Genomic DNA, 19613 nt, shown 5'->3' with positions numbered 1-19613 from the left:
TTGGTTTTTTTACTTTATTATTTTCATATGTTCAAACGGATAATAAACGCCTGCTAACTTTCCTAACACATCTTCTCTATCAATAAAACCTAAACCATTTCTACTATCTTTACTTATTAAGCGATTATCTCCCATAACAAAAATCTTATTTTTAGGAACTGTAATCGGTCCAAAGTCCTCTGTTAAATTCATAAGTTTTTTTTCTGCTTGTTTTTTATTACTATCCAAATACTCTTCATCTTCCACTTCAGAATTTACATATAATTGATCATTTCTCATCTCAATTATATCTCCAGGCAATCCAATCACTCTTTTGACATAAAAATTATCTGTTTTCACAACAATAATGTCTTCTCTCCCATAGCTTTCAAATTGTTTTGCTAACTTATTAACAATCACCTTATCTCCATCTTTCAACGTTGGCCTCATAGATGCTCCTTTTACAGTCGTAGGGAAAAACACAAAAATTTTCGCCAAAAACACCAATAAACATGCAATTGCAATAGTTCCAAAGAATTCACGCCAACGTTTTTTCTTTTGCATCATTTCACCATCTCATCATCTTTTTACTTTTATTATAAATAATACAACTGATGATTTTCTACAAAATTATTAATTGTAAAATTATAAATTTTAAAATAATAATACTGATCAAATTAAACAAGCAAAAAAGATACCCTCAAAATAGTCTATCCACTATTTTGAGAGTATCTTTTTATAATCCCACATATACAATACACATTTGAGCAGCTACATATGTAAACCAAATCCAAAGTGGCTCATACTTCAATTTACGCCCTCCGATATCTGTCACGCCAATAATGAAATCAGAAATCACAAACAGTAAACCACCAAACGCTGGTATCCACCATATTCCTGTATTTTCATAATATAAGGCGAATGCAAAGCAAGCCATTCCTCCAACCCACAATCCGTAAATTAGAGCTCCTATCGTAAACAATTTATCCTGTTTATCATTTCGGATAAAGAAGAACCATCCTACAATTAGAAAGAGCCCATATACGAGTAAGCCAATCCAAAAACCATTCCACGAAATTCCTGTTTGAAAAAATGCTTTTACATAAAAACAATGAGCAAGAGCGAAAGTAACCATCCCACCAATTAACCTGTGACCAATTGGAATCAGCCCAGCCATAAACAAATCTCCCACAGTGGATAAAGTCATACCAAGTGCAACCCACGTACTATACTCTACAGATGGATCTTGTACCCATATCCAAATTGCACTACCTGTTAAAGAAAAACTAAGAATAAGACGGATTGCTAAAGGTAACGGCATATTATCTTTTGTTCTTTTTGTCTGCCGTATTGCATAAATTGCACCAATTAAAAAAAGAAGTATTTGCCCAATTAACAACACGTAAAGTAGATTCATAATATGTTCTCCTCAATAAATGCTTTTTGTATCTTTTTTCGTTACACTTAGTCTATTATCCTTTTTCTACAAAAAAAAAGAAGAACAGTACTGTTCTTCCATTGTAATCGCTTTTCTGCTCTCTATGCCACTTGTTTTTCTTGCTCCATTTTTTGCTTAGCTGGCGTTCGATTTACCACAATAATTCCCGCGGCTACACACGCTAAACCGAATAGCACAAATGAATGAATTGCTTCACCTAAAATCATGCTCGATAATAATACACCAAATACGGGTATAAAGAACATATACATAGATACTTTTCCAACCTTGTTGTATTTCATAATTGTATTCCAAATGCAAAAACCAGCTGCAGATAAGAAAGATAAATAAATCAGCATAAGTAGTGCATGTAGACTAAATGTAAATGGCATTACTCCAACCTGTAAAGCCCCTATACATAATAATCCTATAGAACCAAACATCATTTGGTATGCTGTCATATAGCCAACATCTAATGTTTTACTACCTTCTTTTGCTAATATGTTTCCATATGAATACAGCATTGCTGCACTAAGAAGTAACAAGCTTCCGATTCCAAAATGAAATGATAAGCTACCATCACTCGGCACATTTACTAAAATGACGCCACAAAAACCAATCGATACCCCAATTATTTTTCTCATATTGAGGGCATCATCTTTATATAAAAAATGGGCGAGTAAAATTTGAAAGAATGATGATGTCCCTGAAATGATAGCTCCTTCAATTCCCGAACTATAACTCATTCCAATATAAAAACAGATATATTGAAGAAACGTTTGGAATAAACCAATTTGTATTAACTGTTTCCCCGTTCCTTTTTTGAAGCTCATATCTTTTCCTAACATTTTAAAGAATAATAAGAGCATGACTCCAGATAAAAGGAAACGATAACCGGCAAATAATATTTGCTCTCCAACTTCTTGTGGTTGAATTCCAAGTTCAACATAACTTAATTTAATAAAAGGAAATGCGCTTCCCCATAAAAAAGTTGCTACTATCGCAGCAATAAATACGCCAATCGGATGGGTAAAAAATTTCTCTGTCTTCACTTGTTGTCTTCCTTTCCGATCTTTTATGAACAATATTCATATATACCAGAGGAATTGCGAAAACACAAGTTTTCCGTTTATACTTGAAACAAAACCGTACCATCTCATAAAAACATATGATATACTATAGAATAATTACAACATAATAACTATTAAAAACAGATTCAACAGAAATGCTGCTATCCATTATGGATGGCAGCTTTCGTCGTTTTATAGGGGTTTCGATTTTGATTATTTTTCTCAATAAGAATTCGGAAGGAGCGAGTAGTAATGAACTCAGAAGTAAAAACGTTACACGCAAAAGAAACAATTTCTCATCCCTCTCTATGGGACACATTAAAAAAACATTATGAACTTGTATTTGCAGTAGCATCTGGTATTTTTATTTTAGTTGGTTGGTTATTCACAAAGAACGATGCAATGAATGTAGGTATTACTTGCTATATCCTTGCTTATATAGTTGGTGGATATGCAAAAGCGAAAGAAGGAATTGAAGATACGATTGAAGAAAAAGAGCTAAATGTTGAAATGCTAATGCTCTTTGCAGCTATTGGTGCTGCAATTATTGGCTATTGGGCAGAAGGGGCTATTTTAATCTTCATCTTTGCGCTCAGCGGTGCTATGGAATCTTATACGTTAAGTAAGAGCCAAAAAGAAATTTCCGCTCTTCTTGACTTACAACCTGAAGAAGCATTACGTATTTCCACCGGAACTGAGGAACGTGTTCCTGTTGGAGAGTTACAAATTAACGACATTATTTTAATTAAACCAGGTGAACGTGTTCCTGCTGACGGTACAATTCATAACGGTGAAACAAATATCGATGAGGCAGCAATCACAGGAGAACCTATTCCAAATGAGAAAAGACATGGCGATGAAGTATTTGCCGGTACTGTAAATTTACGTGGTGCTATCGAAGTTAAAATTACGAAGCCGAGCGATCAAACATTATTCCAAAAGATTATCCGTCTCGTCCAAAGTGCACAAAGTGAAAAATCACCATCACAACTATTCATCGAAAAGTTTGAAGGAACATACGTAAAAGGTGTACTACTCGTTGTTGCGCTTATGATGTTCGTTCCTCATTTCTTACTTGACTGGAGCTGGAATGAAACGTTTTATCGCGCTATGATCTTACTTGTAGTCGCATCTCCTTGTGCACTCGTTGCTGCCATTACACCAGCAACGTTATCTGCAATTTCTAACGGAGCGAGAAATGGGATTCTCTTTAAAGGTGGCGTACATTTAGAACGTCTCGCTTCAGTAAAAGCAATCGCCTTTGATAAAACAGGTACATTAACGGAAGGTAAACCTACCGTAACAGATATATATGTTCGAGAAAATATAACAGAAAAAGAAGTACTTTCTATTACAGCATCCATTGAAAGTCACTCTACACATCCTTTAGCTGAATCTATTGTTAAATATGCACAACATGCGTACGACATTACATTAAAAAAACCAGAAAAGGTTGAAGATGTAACTGGTTTTGGGCTAAAAGGAATATTGGAAAACACTGCTTATAAAATAGGTAAAGCTGATTTTATCGGTGAAGAAACCAAAACATTTCATAATGGTATTTCTGCCTCACTTGAAAAGGAAGGTAAAACTGTCGTTTATATTAGTGATGAAGGAGGCATTCTTGGACTTATCGCTTTAAAAGATACGCTTCGCCAAGAAACAATAGTTGCTATTCGTGAATTGCAAAGCATTGGTGTCGAAGCAATTATGATTACTGGTGATAATGAAGAAACGGCAAAAGCTATTGCCTCTGAAAGTAATATAAAAGAATATTACGCATCATGTTTACCAGAAACAAAAGTTGAAACGATTAAAAAGTTAAAAGAAAAATACGGTACAGTAGCAATGGTCGGAGACGGTATAAATGATGCACCTGCACTAGCTACTGCTAGCATTGGTGTCGCAATGGGAGAAGGAACAGATGTAGCTTTAGAAACTGCGGATGTTGTACTGATGAAAAACGAACTATCTCGTCTTTCTCAAGCGATCCGTCTATCAAAACGAATGAACCGTATTGTGAAGCAAAACGTAATCTTTTCGCTAGCCGTTATTGCCATGCTAATTTGTTCAAACTTCTTGCAATTTTTAGCTCTTCCATTCGGTGTTATTGGCCATGAAGGAAGTACGATTCTTGTCATTTTGAATGGCTTACGATTATTAAAAGGAAGCAAATAAAGTGAAACTTTAATCAGTGGGGGTTTTCTTCATCCCCCACTGATTATCAGCCCTCACCAATCGGACTTTTATGGGCAGCCCGACCCCCACCTAACTTCTTTGCTTTCGCTGAATTTTGAGGTGGGGGTCTTACTGCCCATTAAAAAAAACGGGTCCCTCATAGAGGACCCGTTTTTTTTAATGGTAGCTATTATGTCCGTTCGCACTACTACTCGTTTTATGCTTAGGATGCGAACTGCTCTTTTGTTTATTGTTATTTTTATTGTTGTGATTCTTTTTATTATTACTCATGAAATATCCCCCCTATTCCCTATTATTATGGAACAAGAGGTCATTTTTCATTACGGGAATTATTGTCACCCGTTCTATAATGATGGAGTAAACCATTAATTTCACCGCCAAGTAAAATTACCCATCCAGTTAAGTAAAACCATAACATTAAAATAATAATACCACCGAGACCACCATATGTATTGGCGTAATTCGCAAACTTATCTACATAATAAGCAAATGAGTACGATACCACAATCCATCCTACAGTAGCAAATAACGCCCCTGAAATAACTTCTCTTCTTTTTAACTTTCGATCTGGGGCAAATGTATATAAGAAACTAAACAAAGCAAATAGCACGAAGAAACTCGCTACTAATCGTGTAATGCTCCATACGAAAGAAAAACTATCTGATAAACCGAGTGCTTTAAACACTGCTGCTCCAATAACTTGTCCGAATACCGGAACAATTAACGCAAAGACAATCATAAAAATAATAGCTAATGTAAACACAATTGATAACGCTCTTGTTGTAATAAAAGAACGTGTTTCTTTCACGTCATAAGCGCGGTTAAAAGCATTCATAACCGCATTAACACCATTTGAGGCAAACCATAACATGGATAATAAACCAAATGATAATAAACCACCATTTTGCTGGTTTACAACTTTATCTACATTTATCTCAATTAAGTTCATTGCATCATCTGGTACATAAACCTCTAATAAACTAAGCACATCCTCTGTTTGAATGGGAATAAATCCAAGAAGCGTAATTAAGAAAACGAGCCCAGGAAAAATCGCAAGCAAGAAGAAATAAGCGAGCTGTGCTGCCAAGCCCGCTACATCATCGCGCATCGTCCGGTCATATAAATCTTTACCAAACGAATAAGTACGATTTCTTCTCACCTTTTCTAAAATTTTTCTCATATATGTTTAAACGCTTTTCTTCTCTTCTTTATCTTGCTTTAACTCAATGTACGCTTCAGTTTTTTTTTCCACTGCATTTGAGTCTTTCATAAATAATTCACGCGCTTCTTTCATACCACCATCTTCAGCAACTACTGGCTCTTCTTCTGCTTTTAGCTCATCTACCTTTGGAGATACAGCTTGAATTTCAATCGTTTCTGGCTTTTCTTCTGGCTCAACTTTTTTCTTACTAAAAATTTCTTTCGTTTCTTTTAACGTCTCTACAACAGATGGCGTTAATTTTTTAATTTCTGCTACTTTCGCTTTTACCACATTGAAATCAGCAAGTTCGCGTCCTTTATCTGTAACAGTTTGCACTTTTTCTTTAATCTTTGCATTTTCACCAATTTCAATCATCTTTGTTTTTGCTTTTTCTGCTGTATTTTTTACTTTTTCACGGTTTTCTTTCTTTAACATGGATACAGCTACACCTGCCGCTACACCAATCGCAATGTTTCGAGCAATATTATTTTTCTTTGCCATATTCCTTCACCCTTTCATTTCTTATGTTAGAAAGTATTTCTTTCTAAGCTTCCTCATATTCCTTGTTCATTTCGAATGAAAGCTAATAGCTTTGCACACCCTTCTGTTACAAGGTCATATACTTCTTGGAAATTCCCTGTATAGTAAGGGTCAGGAACGTCTGTCCAGCCACCGTCTGGAACAAAGTCGGACAGCCTACCAATATAGCCTCCAGTTTTACCTAAACTTTTTAAATCTGCTATATTCTTGTTGTCCATGGCAATAATATAATCAAACTTTGTTAAGTCTTCTTTTTCTACTTGCCTTGCTTTAATTCCTTCAAAAGTGACTGCATTTTCTTTTAAAATTTTTTGTGTTCCTTTATGTGGCGGATGGCCAACATGCCAATCTCCAGTTCCTGCAGAATCAATGACAATTTTCTCTTTAAGTCCCTCTTTTACGACAAGATCTCGAAAAATCGCTTCTGCCATCGGAGAACGGCAAATGTTCCCAAGACAAACAAACAATACTTGAACCATATTTTTGTTTCTTCCTTTCTTGGTGCATTTGTTTATATATACTTATAGTATAAACAACCAATTAGTGAATATAAAGGAAATCCCTACTAATTTAATGGGATTGAAAAGATTCATTAACGAAAATGATAAAAAATGTTAAGATAGCCTTATGTTATTTTAAAGGGGGACACTTCGGTGGATTTATCCGTAAAGTCAGAAGAAAACGTTGAATATATGGTCGAAGCTATTAAAGAAAAATTACGTATGGTTAATGCTGGAGCGATGAGAGCTGCTAGTTTTAACGAAGAAATGTACGAAGATTTACGTGACATTTATGATCATGTTATGAAACGTGAAACATTCAGCATTAGTGAAATGCAAGCTATTACAGAAGAATTAGGTACATTAATTAAAAAGTAAAAAAGCCTCTCTTATATGAGGCTCTTTTTTATTTCCAACAAATTCATGACAACTCATCTCTTTCCCTCAACCAACTGTAAAATATTGTACAATAGAAGTAGAACCTCATCTTAGATTTTTTCTCCATACATACTACTCACAAATAATAGCAACACTACCATTGCTAACTGTTTTTACTGGAGGTGCTTACTTATGAGCAATTGGTACAGTAAGACGAAAAATCAAATATTAATTGACCTAGAAACAAACGAACAACACGGTTTAACAGATGAGATTGTAAGTGAACGTTTAAAGCAATACGGTTCTAATGAATTAGCTACAAAACAAAAACGCACTTTATGGCAGCGTATTTTCGCCCAAATTAATGACGTCCTCGTATATGTCCTTATTATTGCTGCCCTTATTTCTGCCTTTGTAGGTGAATGGGCGGATGCCAGTATTATCGCGCTCGTTGTAGTTTTAAATGCTGTTATCGGTGTTGTCCAAGAATCGAAAGCAGAACAAGCTTTAGAGGCATTGAAAAAGATGGCAACACCTAAAGCTATCGTCAAGAGAAATGGTGAACTAAAAGAAATTCCATCTGAGCACGTCGTTCCAGGGGATATCGTTATGCTCGACGCTGGACGATATATCCCATGCGATTTACGCCTTATCGAAACCGCAAATTTAAAAGTTGAAGAATCTGCTCTAACTGGTGAATCTGTCCCTGTTGATAAAGATGCAATCTACCACCCTTCCATGCAAAGTGATGAGCAAGTACCACTCGGCGACCAAAAAAACATGGCATTTATGTCTACTCTTGTAACATACGGAAGAGGCGTCGGTGTTGCTGTTGAAACTGGGATGAACTCACAAATTGGTAAGATTGCTACCCTTTTACATGAAGCAGACGATGATATGACACCACTTCAAAAAAGCTTAGCACAAGTTGGAAAATATTTAGGCTTTGTCGCTGTAGCTATTTGTATCGTTATGTTTCTCATCGGTTTTTTACAAGGCCGGGATACATTAGAAATGTTTATGACTGCTATTAGTTTAGCTGTTGCAGCTATTCCAGAAGGCTTGCCAGCTATCGTTTCCATCGTTCTTGCAATTGGTGTGCAACGTATGATTAAACAAAACGTTATCATTCGGAAACTACCAGCTGTTGAAGCCCTCGGTTCTGTCACAATTATTTGTTCAGATAAAACAGGTACGTTAACGCAAAATAAAATGACCATTACTCACTTTTATAGTGATAACACATACGATCGCTTAGAAAGTTTAAATGTAAATAATGATGCGCAACGTCTATTGTTAGAAAATATGGTGCTATGTAATGATGCGTCTTACAATAACGAATCACAAACGGGAGACCCGACTGAAATTGCACTTCTCGTTGCTGGAACAACTTTTAACATGCAAAAAGATCATTTAGAAAAAATACATGAACGTGTTAACGAAGTACCTTTTGATTCAGATCGTAAAATGATGTCAACCGTACATATGTACAATGAAAGTTACTATAGCATGACGAAAGGCGCTATTGATAAACTCTTACCTCGATGTACCCATATTTTTAAAAACGGCAAAATCGAGATTTTAACTGATTCTGATAAAAATCAAATATTAGAAGCTGCCGGATCAATGTCTCAAGAAGCTTTAAGAGTACTTTCATTCGCATTTAAACAATACGATTCAAACGATGTGGATATAAATCATCTTGAAGAAAATCTTATCTTTATTGGTCTTGTCGGTATGATTGATCCACCACGAACTGAAGTGAAAGATTCAATTAAAGAATGTAAAAAAGCCGGTATTCGCACAGTTATGATTACTGGTGACCATAAAGATACCGCCTTTGCAATTGCCAAAGAACTTGGCATTGCTGAAGAAATATCGGAAATTATGATTGGAACTGAATTAGATAACATTTCTGATACAGAACTAGCTAACAAAATTAATCATTTAAATGTATTCGCTAGAGTCTCTCCAGAGCATAAAGTGAAAATTGTAAAGGCATTACGCGCAAAAGGAAATATCGTTTCTATGACTGGTGATGGTGTCAATGATGCACCATCTTTAAAGCAAGCTGATGTTGGCGTAGCGATGGGCATTACAGGAACAGACGTTGCAAAAGGGGCAGCAGATGTCGTGTTAACAGATGATAATTTCTCATCTATCGTGAAAGCCGTTGAAGAAGGTAGAAATATTTATCGCAACATAAAAAAATCAATTCTCTTCCTACTCTCTTGTAACTTCGGAGAAATTATCGCTTTATTTTTAGCCATTTTACTCGGCTGGGCGACACCACTACGACCTATTCACATTTTGTGGGTGAATTTAATTACAGATACACTGCCTGCATTATCACTTGGGGTTGATCCTGAAGACCCAGATGTGATGAAGGAAAAACCACGACATGCGAAAGAAAGCTTATTTAGCGGCAGCGTTCCTTTCCTAATTTTCAATGGAGTTGTCATTGGACTTTTAACGCTAATAGCTTTTATCGCCGGAGCAAAATTCTATACTGGAGATACAAATTTATTCCCTCTTTTCCCAGAGCAAATTGATGACGATGCTCTATTACATGCTCAAACGATGGCATTTGTCGTTCTTAGTTTTTCTCAGCTCGTTCATTCATTTAACTTGCGTTCAAGAACAAAATCGATTTTTTCAATTGGGATCTTTACAAATAAATATTTAGTCTTCTCCCTCCTTATCGGTGTTCTTATGCAAGTTTGTATCATCTCCATCCCGCCCCTTGCAAATATATTCGGTGTACATGCATTAACGATGCGAGATTGGGGATTTGTTCTCTTATTAAGTATCATTCCGCTTGTTGTGAATGAAATCATTAAATTAGTGAAGAAAAACTAAAAGGCAATGAGGACTATTCCTCATTGCCTTTTCATTTACCCTTGTAATTCTTTTTTGATATTCTCTGTTAATGTAGCCATACGCTTACGGCTTTCTTCACGCTCACGTTTGTTTTGCTCTTCAATTTGTTGTGTTTCTTGCATACCTCTTGAAATAATGTTCCAAGTTTCCTCAAGTGTTTCCATCTTAATACTAGAAGAACCCGATAATCTCGCTACTTCTACACTTTGCGTTGCGATATTTTGTGCATTTTTCTTAAGTAATTCATTTGTACGGCGATCAAGTTCAGCCATAGAATCTGCAACAAGCTTTTGACGTTTGGCATTTACCGCTTGAATGATACCATTTTTAAAGATAGGAATCGTCGTAATAAATGCTGTATTGATTTTACCAATTAATTTATTATTACCACGTTGAATCATACGAATTTGTGGTGCTGTAAGTAACGCAACCATACGAGCTTTTTCTAAATCATCAATACGTTGCTCTAAAATTTCAACCGAGTTTTTAAGCGACTCTAATTCAATACCTGCTAATTGATCATTATTACGCACGCGCTCTTCATACATCGGAACTAACTCTGTATTTAAACGCTCTAACAACATTTCTCCTGCTACTACGTATTTTTCTAAGTCTAAATAATATTTTAAGTTTTGCTCATATAAACCATCTAACGTACCAATTGATTTTTTCATTTCATCTTGATACTTCGTAATTTCGACATACACTTTATCAATTTCACGGCCCATCGTTTGATACTTGCTAAAGATTTGTTCAATCATTTTATCCGCTTTTTTGAACATACGTGAGAAGAAACCACTTTTCTCTTCCGCAAAGTCTTTACTATCAAATCTGTCCATAATTTTACCAAGTTGCTTTAACAATTCACCAGAATCTTCTATTTTTGATAATGACATTGTATGTAAAATTTGATCAGCAAAACGTGAAATTTCCATAGAAGGTTCTTTTCCAAGTTCAATTAATTCCAGTTGGTCTTTAATATCTACTGCATTATAAATACGTTGCACATCTGCATCTTGTCTAAGTTGCAAGCGAACATCTTGTGCGGTTTGCTCATTCAATTCAGTTTTCGAATCTAGTACGACTGGGTTATTCATATGGTATTCTCCCTTTCCTTATAAAAATGGACGAAATAGTCCTTTTATTGTTTGTGATAAATTTTTATAGGCTGATGAACCATGAAACTCAAGATCGAAATTAACTTCTTCAAGCCAATGAGAATCAAATGCTCCCGCTTCAACATACGGTTCAATATCGTTTCTTCCTGTTGGATTGAAGTGGAATACATCTACTCCTATTTGATTTAAAAATAGTAATAAAACAGCGTCAGAACGAGTTAATTCTCCACTCTTCTCATTATTAAATATAACAATTTTTGGTACATCTTGTGAATAATCAAATTTCTCAAGCTGTTCTAAAATATTCGGTGGTATTTGAGAAAGTTGTGCGAAAACATATAGCGCTACATCTTGTTTCGTCTCTTTTGCAATTGGTTTACACATTTCACTTTCGCACGTATGGATAATCGCCTCTGCAATCCCATGTTGTAAACCTTCCGGTAAACGCTTATGCGGCCACCAATGGCTATTCATAATTAAATCAGGATGTAATTTCCCAGCTCGGTCCAATGCATCTCGATAATGATATTGGAAGTTTGCTTTTTGCTCTTTCGTAAATGGGAATGTATTAATTAGTAAACTATTATCAAATGATGTAACAGCCTTTAATCGTTGAAAATATTCTTTATCATTCTTTGAAACACCTGATATTTTCGCAAATAAAGAAGGGATATAAATATGTTTATTTTCAACAAAGAATGTTGGACGTACAAATGCCTTTTCTTTCGTAATTAAAAAGAGTTCATCATATGTCGTTTTTAACGTACGTGCTACAGGTGTATACGAACGGAATTGCCACGGTTTATATAATAGTGAATTATCGTGGTGAAGTACTTGTTCAATTTCTTTCGAAGCTTGATATGCTACTGTTGCAACACGCTCACGTCGACGATCAGGGAACGGTTCAAGCGAAATGCGACTTGAATGAGATACAACAAAAGTTCTTCCCTCTTCATCAATATTTTCAAATCCATCTTTTCCTTCGGGGTGATAATAAAGCACATCACAACCGAGCATAATAAGAAAATATAAGAAATATATACGGCTTTCCTGTGCATCACCATACCAAACGATACGCGGCATTTGTTTCTTATAATTAATCGTAGAAAACCACTTCGCTACGTAATTTTCGCTTAGTTTAATTATGTCGATTAAGAAACGACGGAAGCCTTCTGTCTTTAACGACTGATTATGTTGCTTCTCATATAATTTCAATAGTGAAATAAACGTCGTATGTATGTAATGCTGTAAATCAGGATTGTCTACTTTCGGTAAAAGTTGTTTCCCAGATAAGTGTGCAACTAACCTATTTACTGTCAGACCATTGGGTGCTTCTTGATGTAATCCGAACACTTCTTGAATATGACGAAGCTTTTCTGAATCAATCACTTTGTTTAAATTTTGTTCGTGTAAAACCTCGATTCCTTTCGCTTCACTATAATCAAACAGTTCATTAAAATATTCATCTACATCATTAGGAACGCCAAGGATTCGACATGCTATATAACTAAATTTCATCTCATTCTCTGTCAGCTCATATTGTGGGCGTTTTTCTAAAAGCGTTTCAAATTGCTTTAAATCTGATTCATCTTTTAATGCATATGGTTGAAGTGTAAAACGTGAAAACACAACAGTTCACCTCCAAAAACATTTACGTTTTTTCTAAGTCCTTCTTATATTATAAACTATTTTTGGTTATAAAAAATGGGCGCTCGCAAAACGAGCAAACCCATTTCAATTATTTATTGTCTTCTTTAGTAGCTGCAACTTCTTCTTTAGCTTGTCCAGAATTCTTCATGTAGTGAATTATAAACGTTGCTCCAAATGCTACAACTAAAATAATGAAGAACAGTGTATGACTAATATGAATATCAATTAGAGACAATAGCATTTTCGATGCGATAATTAAGATTAAAATATATGCTGTTGTTTCAAGCTCTGGAATACGCTCTAACAATTTTAAGAATACACCAGCGATACCACGCATCATTAAAATACCGAGCATTCCGCCTAATAATAGAATCCAAACTTCATTAGATACACCAAATGCAGCAAGTACGCTATCTACAGAGAACGCGATATCCATTAATTCAACCATCGCAACTGTTCCCCAGAAGACACCGAACATTCTAAAGAGAATACTATTTTGATTCATACCGTGAGCTTCGTCTTCTTCACTTGCACCTTTACGCTTATCAATAAAGTATTTTACTGATAACCAAGCAAGGTAAAGTGCACCAAGAAGTTTTACCCACCATAATTTAATTAAGAACATTCCGATTCCAATCGCAATAAAGCGGAATACATAAGCTCCAATAAGTCCATAGAATAATGCTTTTTTACGTTTCTCTTCCGGAAGGTGTTTTACCATTACTGCTAATACAAGTGCGTTATCAGCAGATAACAACCCTTCAAGTACAACAAGTGTACCAATTAATCCCCAAGATACTGGATCCTGCAACACTTTAATCCACATGTCCAAGTCAAAAAACTGAGCATACGTATCAAGGATTCCTTGCAAAATACTCATCTTACCTATATCCCCTATTCTTTGCTAGATTTATAGAAAGGTCAAAAAAAGGAAACGAATGTCGTTTCCTTTCTATGCATCCAAGCCATACGCTCTTACAAGCGCACCTAAACCACCTTGGAATCCACTTCCTACTGCATTAAACTTCCACTGTCCATTATGACGGTATAATTCACAAAAGACAACTGCTGTTTCGATGGAGAAATCTTCCCCTAAATCAAAACGAAGAACTTCTTCATTCGTTTCTTCATTTGCTAAACGAACGAACGCATTTCCTACTTGTCCAAAGTTTTGACTACGGCCTTCTGCATCATAAATCGTAACTGTAATAGCAATTTTGTGCACATCTGCTGGAACTTTTTTCAAATCTACAACAAGTTGCTCATCGTCACCTTCACCTTCACCTGTGCGGTTATCTCCTGTATGTAGAACAGATCCACAAGGAGACTGTAAATTATTATAGAAGATAAAATCAGTTTCCTTCGTACATTTTCCGTTCGCATCTAATAGGAATGCTGATGCATCTAAATCGAAATCTGATCCACCGTCGTAAGATTTAATATCCCACCCAAGACCAATTACTGCTTTTGTTAAACCAGGGCTTGTCTTACCTAAATCAATCTTCTGTCCTTTTTGCAATTGAATAACCATTTATATTCACCTCTATATTTTAATCTTAAAAAATATATCCATCAGTAAACATCTGTTTTATCGATGGATATATCAATCTATTACTCTACATCTAAACCGAAATTATTACATAGAGACGCTAATCCACCTTGGAATCCACTTCCGATTGCATTGAACTTCCATTCACCTGCATGACGGTATAGTTCACCTACTACTACCGCTGTTTCAATAGAGAAATCTTCTCCTAAATCGTAACGAATTAATTCTGCATTCTTTTCTTCATCTAAAATACGTACGAAAGAGTTAGAAACTTGTCCGAAGTTTTGGCTGCGTCCTTCTCCATCGTAAATTGTGATAGTGAAACAAATACGTTCGATATGTGCAGGTACATTTTTTAAATCTACTTTAATCGATTCGTCATCGCCTTCACCTTCACCAGTTCGGTTATCTCCTAAATGCTCTACAGCACCATTTGCACCTTTTGGGTTATTATAGAAGACGAAATCCTCTGCACCTGAAACTTTACCGTTAGCACCTACTAAGAAAATACTAACATCTAAATCGAAATCGTTTTGTCCGTCATAACGATTCGTATCCCAACCAAGTCCTACAAGAACTTTTGAAAGACCTGGATTCGTTTTTGTTAAGTCTACCTTTTGTCCTTTTTTCAATGAAATTGATGCCATACACAATTCCTCCTCGGTTTATTTTATTGATAACGTGATACAATCTCACTTAAGTTTTTATCTTGTGTACCTTCTCCAACAGCTGAGAATTTCCATTCACTTCCGTGGCGATACATTTCACCTGCAATTAGAGTCGTTTTGCCAGCATAATTATCCGATAAATTATAGCGTGCTAATTCTTCACCAGTTTGCGGATTTTGAATACGAATATATGCATTACGAATCATCCCGAAATCTTGACGACGATTTACACAGTCATAAATATTTACAACGAATACTAAACGATTAATACGGCTCGGAACTTTATGTAATTCTACGAAAATTGTTTCGTCATCACCAGCGCCTTCGCCTGTTAAATTATCTCCTGAATGAATAATACTACCACAAGTAGAAAGTTTATTTCCGAAGTAAACTAAATCATTTTTGTTTAAAAAACGATCTCCTTCTAACATAACAACAGATGCATCACAATCTACATTTGGTTTACTTCCAAATAATGAAGACAGAAATCCACCTGATTGCCCAATTGGATCCCAGCCTAAGCCAACCTGTAGTTTTGCTACTTTTGGTTGTCCTTTCGTTAAATCGATCTTTTGACCTTTTTCTAAAATAATAGGCATGAAGTTTCTCCCTCTCTACAAAGCATTTTCCAAATCGGAAAATATTGTATTCTTCTCTTATATTGTAGCATTATTTACCTAGCGATAAAAAGGATAAATTCTCAGTTATATGAAAACATTCATATAATTTACTTATGATGATGTAAGAAGTGGTAAATAGCACCAATCATTCCTGCACAATTACCGTTTTGTGCAAGTTCAATCTCACAATTATTATAAATCTCTTGATTTAAGTATTTACTGACCTCTTCTTTTACTTCTTTTAAAAACTTATTTCCTCTATCGGTAATTCCTCCACCAATAATAATCGTTTCTGGATTGAAAATATAAGCAAGATTACTAATTCCGATTGCCAAATGTCTAAAGAAAATCCCAACTGCTTGAGCAACTTCTCTATCTCCTTTATCATACAACTCAAAAATTGTTCTCCCATTCCACTCACCTTTGCCTTTATACTTTCTGACAAGACGAATTAATCCTGAAATCGAGGCAACCTCTTCAAACGTTTTTCCTTCTATTAACATATTCCCCCATTCACCAGCACTAAATGAATTTCCTCGGTACAATTCTCCATCTATAAAAATCGCTCCCCCAATCCCTGTTCCGAGGGTGAGCATAATAAAATTCTCTTTCTCTCTTCCACTACCATTCCATTTTTCTCCAAACGCTGCACAATTCACATCATTGTCAATCGATACTGAAACTTTTAATATCTCTTGCAATCTATCAATAATAGGAATAGTACTATATCCTGGAATATGATCCGCACCTCCCGTCACAATTCCTTTGTTAATATCAACAATTCCCGCAGTGCTAATACCAATTCCTACAATAGTATGTTCATTCATTATTTTTTTGGATACATATATAAGTTTTTGAATAATTTGTTCTCCACCTAAATGAATTTCTGTTGGAACTGTTTGATGCTTTCGTACTGTTCCTGTTTCTGAAACAATCCCATATTTAATTTGTGTACCACCAACATCAAATGCAATATATTCTTTCATCTGCTGTCACTTCCTCTATTATAATGAGTCTGAAACTCCCCACGCTCTACTTATTATAAAAAATTTACACTAACTCTTTTCTCTCTTTAGAAATACTCCACCTTTTTCTATATATAGTTTTTTTTGTATAAAACTCTTTTTCCTAAGAAATATTACAAAGGGATGTATTTTAGATGGAATATTAATTTCTTAGGAGGAAAACCATGACGAAAATCTTCATTTTAGCCTCAACACTCTCTTTATCTTTTTTTAGCGGTTTAAATATCGGTAATGCAGCAACAGAAAACTTCTCTCCAGCAATAAACGCAATTGTACAAAATAACGATCATTTAGTAGAAGGTAACTCGAAAGATAATAATAAACCACCAGGAAACGGTGGTTCTCAGGACGATAGTGGCTCTGGCGGCAATGGTTCTGGTGACAACAGCTCTAGCGACAATGGTTCCGGCGGTAACGGTTCTGGTGGTAACGGCTCTGGTGGCAGTGGTTCTGGTGGTAACAGTTCTGGTGGCAGTGGTTCTGGCGGCAATGACTCTGGTGACAACGGTTCTGGCGGCAGTGGCTCTGGCGGCAATGGTTCTGGTGGTAACAGTTCTGGTGGCAGTGGTTCTGGCGGCAGTGACTCTGGTGACAACGGTTCTGGCGGCAGTAGCTCTGGCGGCAATGGTTCTGGTGGTAACGGTTCTGGTGGCAATGGTTCTGGCGGCAATGGCTCTGGTAGCAATGGTTCTGGTGGTAACGGTTCTGGTGGCAGTGGCTCTGGTGACAACGGTTCTGGTGGCAATAGCTCTGGTGGCAATGGTTCTGGTAGCAATAGCTCTGGTGGCAACGGTTCTGGTGGCAATAGCTCTGGTGGCAATGGTTCTGGTAGCAATGGCTCTGGTGGCAATGGCTCTGGTGACAATGGTTCTAGTGGTAGCGGTTCTGATGGCAGTGGCTCTCAAGGTGGCAACCGTGTTAAAGGCGATAGTAATTCTCAGGGTGGCAACGGTTCTCAAGGTGGTAATGTAAAAGATAATACGAAAAAACAAGGTGATAAATTACCGAATACAGCAACACATTATCCTACATCTATTTTAATGGGACTTTCAACATTCCTAATCGGTATGTTACTATTTATTCGCCGTAAAAACGTAAAATAAGAACAACATCCTTCCATCTAAATAACACATGAAATAATGTATAAAACTAAAAAGGACTTTGGATTGCATTTTATTATGCAGTCCAAAGTCCTTTTTATCACCTATCAGAAAAAGTATTAATACGCTTTTCCCCAATACACCATTTGTTTAGCGTCTTTACCACAACAAATACATTCTTCAGCTAAATGCTCTTGCTCAAAAGGCATACAACGTGAAGATACTCCAACTTCTTCTTTTAGTTTCTCTTCACAAGTTAATTCTCCGCACCACATTGCCTTAATAAATCCTTGTTTTTCGTCAGCTATTTTTTTCATTTCTTCGAAATTTGTCGCAACATACGTATTTTCATCACGAAACACTTTTGCTTTATTAAATAAAGAAATATGAATTTCTTCAAGTAATGCTGGAATACGTTCTTCTAATTGATCCATTGGTACAAACTCTTTTTCCTTCGTATCTCTTCTTACAAGTACAACTTGTTTCTTTTCAATATCTTTAGGGCCAACTTCTAATCGAATTGGAACCCCCTTCATTTCATACTCATTAAATTTCCAGCCTGGTGTTTTATTACTAGCATCTATTTTTACTCGTGCAACCTTTTGAATATGTGCTTGTAACTCTGTTGCTTTTGCTAAAACTCCTTCTTTATGCTGAGCAATTGGTACAATAACAACTTGCACTGGAGCGACTTTTGGTGGCATTACAAGTCCATTATTATCACTATGAACCATTATTAGCCCGCCTATCATTCTTGTTGATACACCCCAAGATGTTTGGTGCACATATTGCCACTTACCGTTACGATCTAAAAACTTAATATCAAATGCTTCTGAGAAATTCGTCCCAAAGTTATGAGAGGTTCCTGTTTGAAGTGCTTTTCCATCATGCATTAAACTTTCAATTGTATAAGTTGCCTTTGCTCCAGCAAACTTCTCTTTTTCTGTTTTTTGTCCTTTAATAACTGGTATTGCTAAATAATCCTCACAGAAAGAAGCATATAAGTTTAAAATATTTAATGTTTCAGCCTGCGATTCTTCTGCCGTTTCATGGATTGTATGACCCTCTTGCCATAAAAATTCAGTCGTACGAAGGAACGGCCTAGTTGTCTTCTCCCAACGAACTACTGAACACCACTGATTATATAACTTCGGCAAATCATTATAGGATTGCACAATTTTTGAAAAGTGCTCACAGAATAAAGTTTCAGATGTAGGACGTACACAAAGTCTTTCCGCTAACTTTTCATCTCCACCATGCGTAACCCATGCTACTTCAGGAGCAAATCCTTCAACATGATCCTTCTCTTTTTGCAATAAACTCTCTGGGATAAACATTGGCATATATACATTTTCATGGCCAGTTCCTTTTAACTTCTCATCCATCACCTTCTGCATATTCTCCCATAAGGCATAACCATACGGACGTAAAATCATGCACCCTTTTACACTTGAATAATCAACAAGTTCGGCTTTTTTTACAATATCGGTATACCACTGCGCAAAGTCCTCTTCCATCTTCGTAATGGCTTGCACTTGTTCTTTTGCCATAGTCAGTCTTCCTCCTTCTAGAAAATACAAAAAAGCCCGCATCCCTAAATAGGGACCGAGCTTTGCCGGCGTTACCACCCTGATTCATGCACAAAAATTGCGCATGCTCTCTTTTTGATAACGGGAAATTCCCGCTGCATATGCAGAA

The 19613-nt window shown here is 36.0% G+C and carries 18 protein-coding genes and 1 other annotated feature (1 of these 19 cut by a window edge); of the genes, 4 read left to right on the top strand and 14 right to left on the bottom strand.

Features of this window, described 5'->3' with window-relative positions; genetic code table 11:
- Positions 1 to 9: 9 nt before the first annotated feature.
- From lepB to CGQ22_RS20100, 3 genes are all read right to left on the bottom strand, one after another.
- On the bottom strand, positions 10 to 546 hold the full coding sequence (gene lepB, locus CGQ22_RS20110) for a signal peptidase I (RefSeq protein ID WP_002163834.1): 537 nt from the start codon (positions 544 to 546) through the stop codon (positions 10 to 12).
- Positions 547 to 715: 169 nt separating this feature from the next.
- The gene (locus tag CGQ22_RS20105) at positions 716 to 1396 is read right to left on the bottom strand and encodes a lysoplasmalogenase (protein WP_089149217.1); all 681 of its coding nucleotides are present in this window, start codon (positions 1394 to 1396) and stop codon (positions 716 to 718) included.
- Between the two features lie 122 nt (positions 1397 to 1518).
- Entirely contained in the window at positions 1519 to 2469 is a 951-nt protein-coding gene (locus CGQ22_RS20100) for a DMT family transporter (RefSeq protein WP_000845712.1), read from the bottom strand.
- A 270-nt stretch (positions 2470 to 2739) separates the two neighbouring features.
- Between CGQ22_RS20100 and CGQ22_RS20095 the strand changes: the two genes are divergently transcribed.
- Positions 2740 to 4665 (top strand): heavy metal translocating P-type ATPase, encoded by a 1926-nt coding sequence (locus CGQ22_RS20095; protein WP_001083756.1) that lies wholly within the window; start codon positions 2740 to 2742, stop codon positions 4663 to 4665.
- Positions 4666 to 4996: 331 nt separating this feature from the next.
- On the opposite strand, the gene CGQ22_RS20080 is transcribed toward CGQ22_RS20095, so the two are convergent.
- The 3 genes from CGQ22_RS20080 to CGQ22_RS20070 are packed head-to-tail and all read right to left on the bottom strand — an operon-like array spanning position 4997 to position 6906.
- Complete coding sequence (locus CGQ22_RS20080) at positions 4997 to 5866, bottom strand: YihY/virulence factor BrkB family protein (RefSeq protein WP_089149216.1); 870 nt, start codon at positions 5864 to 5866, stop codon at positions 4997 to 4999.
- Positions 5867 to 5872: 6 nt separating this feature from the next.
- Positions 5873 to 6388 carry a DUF4075 domain-containing protein gene (locus CGQ22_RS20075; protein ID WP_001085388.1) on the bottom strand — a complete coding sequence of 172 codons (516 nt, stop codon included), beginning with the start codon at positions 6386 to 6388 and terminating at the stop codon, positions 5873 to 5875.
- A 53-nt stretch (positions 6389 to 6441) separates the two neighbouring features.
- Positions 6442 to 6906: a low molecular weight protein-tyrosine-phosphatase gene (locus CGQ22_RS20070; RefSeq protein ID WP_000250913.1), complete on the bottom strand. Its 465-nt coding sequence runs from the start codon at positions 6904 to 6906 to the stop codon at positions 6442 to 6444.
- A 174-nt stretch (positions 6907 to 7080) separates the two neighbouring features.
- Between CGQ22_RS20070 and CGQ22_RS20065 the strand changes: the two genes are divergently transcribed.
- On the top strand, positions 7081 to 7305 hold the full coding sequence (locus CGQ22_RS20065; protein ID WP_000366196.1) for a DUF1128 domain-containing protein: 225 nt from the start codon (positions 7081 to 7083) through the stop codon (positions 7303 to 7305).
- A gap of 192 nt (positions 7306 to 7497) precedes the next feature.
- A complete protein-coding gene (locus CGQ22_RS20060) occupies positions 7498 to 10164 on the top strand; it encodes a cation-translocating P-type ATPase (protein ID WP_089149215.1) in 2667 nt (888 codons plus the stop codon).
- A 35-nt stretch (positions 10165 to 10199) separates the two neighbouring features.
- Here the strand turns inward: CGQ22_RS20060 and CGQ22_RS20055 are convergent, their stop codons facing one another.
- From CGQ22_RS20055 to CGQ22_RS20025, 7 genes are all read right to left on the bottom strand, one after another.
- Positions 10200 to 11282 (bottom strand): toxic anion resistance protein, encoded by a 1083-nt coding sequence (locus CGQ22_RS20055; protein ID WP_001064413.1) that lies wholly within the window; start codon positions 11280 to 11282, stop codon positions 10200 to 10202.
- 18 nt (positions 11283 to 11300) lie between these two features.
- Positions 11301 to 12932 carry a YceG family protein gene (locus tag CGQ22_RS20050; protein WP_000492863.1) on the bottom strand — a complete coding sequence of 544 codons (1632 nt, stop codon included), beginning with the start codon at positions 12930 to 12932 and terminating at the stop codon, positions 11301 to 11303.
- 109 nt (positions 12933 to 13041) lie between these two features.
- On the bottom strand, positions 13042 to 13833 hold the full coding sequence (locus tag CGQ22_RS20045) for a TerC family protein (protein ID WP_000025705.1): 792 nt from the start codon (positions 13831 to 13833) through the stop codon (positions 13042 to 13044).
- Positions 13834 to 13905: 72 nt separating this feature from the next.
- Complete coding sequence (locus tag CGQ22_RS20040; protein ID WP_000236649.1) at positions 13906 to 14484, bottom strand: TerD family protein; 579 nt, start codon at positions 14482 to 14484, stop codon at positions 13906 to 13908.
- An 80-nt stretch (positions 14485 to 14564) separates the two neighbouring features.
- Positions 14565 to 15149, bottom strand: a complete 585-nt coding sequence (locus CGQ22_RS20035) for a TerD family protein (protein ID WP_000146731.1) — start codon at positions 15147 to 15149, stop codon at positions 14565 to 14567.
- 23 nt (positions 15150 to 15172) lie between these two features.
- Complete coding sequence (locus CGQ22_RS20030) at positions 15173 to 15769, bottom strand: TerD family protein (protein ID WP_001121586.1); 597 nt, start codon at positions 15767 to 15769, stop codon at positions 15173 to 15175.
- A gap of 128 nt (positions 15770 to 15897) precedes the next feature.
- On the bottom strand, positions 15898 to 16776 hold the full coding sequence (locus CGQ22_RS20025) for an ROK family protein (protein WP_000666141.1): 879 nt from the start codon (positions 16774 to 16776) through the stop codon (positions 15898 to 15900).
- 203 nt (positions 16777 to 16979) lie between these two features.
- On the opposite strand from CGQ22_RS20025, the gene CGQ22_RS20020 reads away from it, so the two are divergent.
- Entirely contained in the window at positions 16980 to 17918 is a 939-nt protein-coding gene (locus tag CGQ22_RS20020) for an LPXTG cell wall anchor domain-containing protein (protein ID WP_089149214.1), read from the top strand.
- 116 nt (positions 17919 to 18034) lie between these two features.
- On the opposite strand, the gene proS is transcribed toward CGQ22_RS20020, so the two are convergent.
- Positions 18035 to 19465, bottom strand: a complete 1431-nt coding sequence (proS, locus tag CGQ22_RS20015; protein ID WP_089149213.1) for a proline--tRNA ligase — start codon at positions 19463 to 19465, stop codon at positions 18035 to 18037.
- A gap of 47 nt (positions 19466 to 19512) precedes the next feature.
- Positions 19513 to 19613, bottom strand: a binding site (T-box leader) (it continues 106 nt past the right edge of the window).

It is taken from the genome of Bacillus sp. M13(2017), assembly GCF_002218325.1.
GTDB lineage: Bacteria > Bacillota > Bacilli > Bacillales > Bacillaceae_G > Bacillus_A > Bacillus_A thuringiensis_K.
This window is presented reverse-complemented; position numbering and strand designations above follow the sequence as displayed.

What these genes read in the sequence shown, in the direction of transcription:
- lepB (WP_002163834.1), bottom strand. Translation starts at nt 546, where the DNA reads ATGATGCAAAAGAAAAAACGTTGGCGTGAATTCTTTGGAACTATTGCA.
- CGQ22_RS20105 (WP_089149217.1), bottom strand. Translation starts at nt 1,396, where the DNA reads ATGAATCTACTTTACGTGTTGTTAATTGGGCAAATACTTCTTTTTTTA.
- CGQ22_RS20095 (WP_001083756.1), top strand. Translation starts at nt 2,740, where the DNA reads ATGAACTCAGAAGTAAAAACGTTACACGCAAAAGAAACAATTTCTCAT.
- CGQ22_RS20080 (WP_089149216.1), bottom strand. Translation starts at nt 5,866, where the DNA reads ATGAGAAAAATTTTAGAAAAGGTGAGAAGAAATCGTACTTATTCGTTT.
- CGQ22_RS20075 (WP_001085388.1), bottom strand. Translation starts at nt 6,388, where the DNA reads ATGGCAAAGAAAAATAATATTGCTCGAAACATTGCGATTGGTGTAGCG.
- CGQ22_RS20070 (WP_000250913.1), bottom strand. Translation starts at nt 6,906, where the DNA reads ATGGTTCAAGTATTGTTTGTTTGTCTTGGGAACATTTGCCGTTCTCCG.
- CGQ22_RS20060 (WP_089149215.1), top strand. Translation starts at nt 7,498, where the DNA reads ATGAGCAATTGGTACAGTAAGACGAAAAATCAAATATTAATTGACCTA.
- CGQ22_RS20055 (WP_001064413.1), bottom strand. Translation starts at nt 11,282, where the DNA reads ATGAATAACCCAGTCGTACTAGATTCGAAAACTGAATTGAATGAGCAA.
- CGQ22_RS20045 (WP_000025705.1), bottom strand. Translation starts at nt 13,833, where the DNA reads ATGAGTATTTTGCAAGGAATCCTTGATACGTATGCTCAGTTTTTTGAC.
- CGQ22_RS20040 (WP_000236649.1), bottom strand. Translation starts at nt 14,484, where the DNA reads ATGGTTATTCAATTGCAAAAAGGACAGAAGATTGATTTAGGTAAGACA.
- CGQ22_RS20035 (WP_000146731.1), bottom strand. Translation starts at nt 15,149, where the DNA reads ATGGCATCAATTTCATTGAAAAAAGGACAAAAGGTAGACTTAACAAAA.
- CGQ22_RS20030 (WP_001121586.1), bottom strand. Translation starts at nt 15,769, where the DNA reads ATGCCTATTATTTTAGAAAAAGGTCAAAAGATCGATTTAACGAAAGGA.
- CGQ22_RS20025 (WP_000666141.1), bottom strand. Translation starts at nt 16,776, where the DNA reads ATGAAAGAATATATTGCATTTGATGTTGGTGGTACACAAATTAAATAT.
- CGQ22_RS20020 (WP_089149214.1), top strand. Translation starts at nt 16,980, where the DNA reads ATGACGAAAATCTTCATTTTAGCCTCAACACTCTCTTTATCTTTTTTT.
- proS (WP_089149213.1), bottom strand. Translation starts at nt 19,465, where the DNA reads ATGGCAAAAGAACAAGTGCAAGCCATTACGAAGATGGAAGAGGACTTT.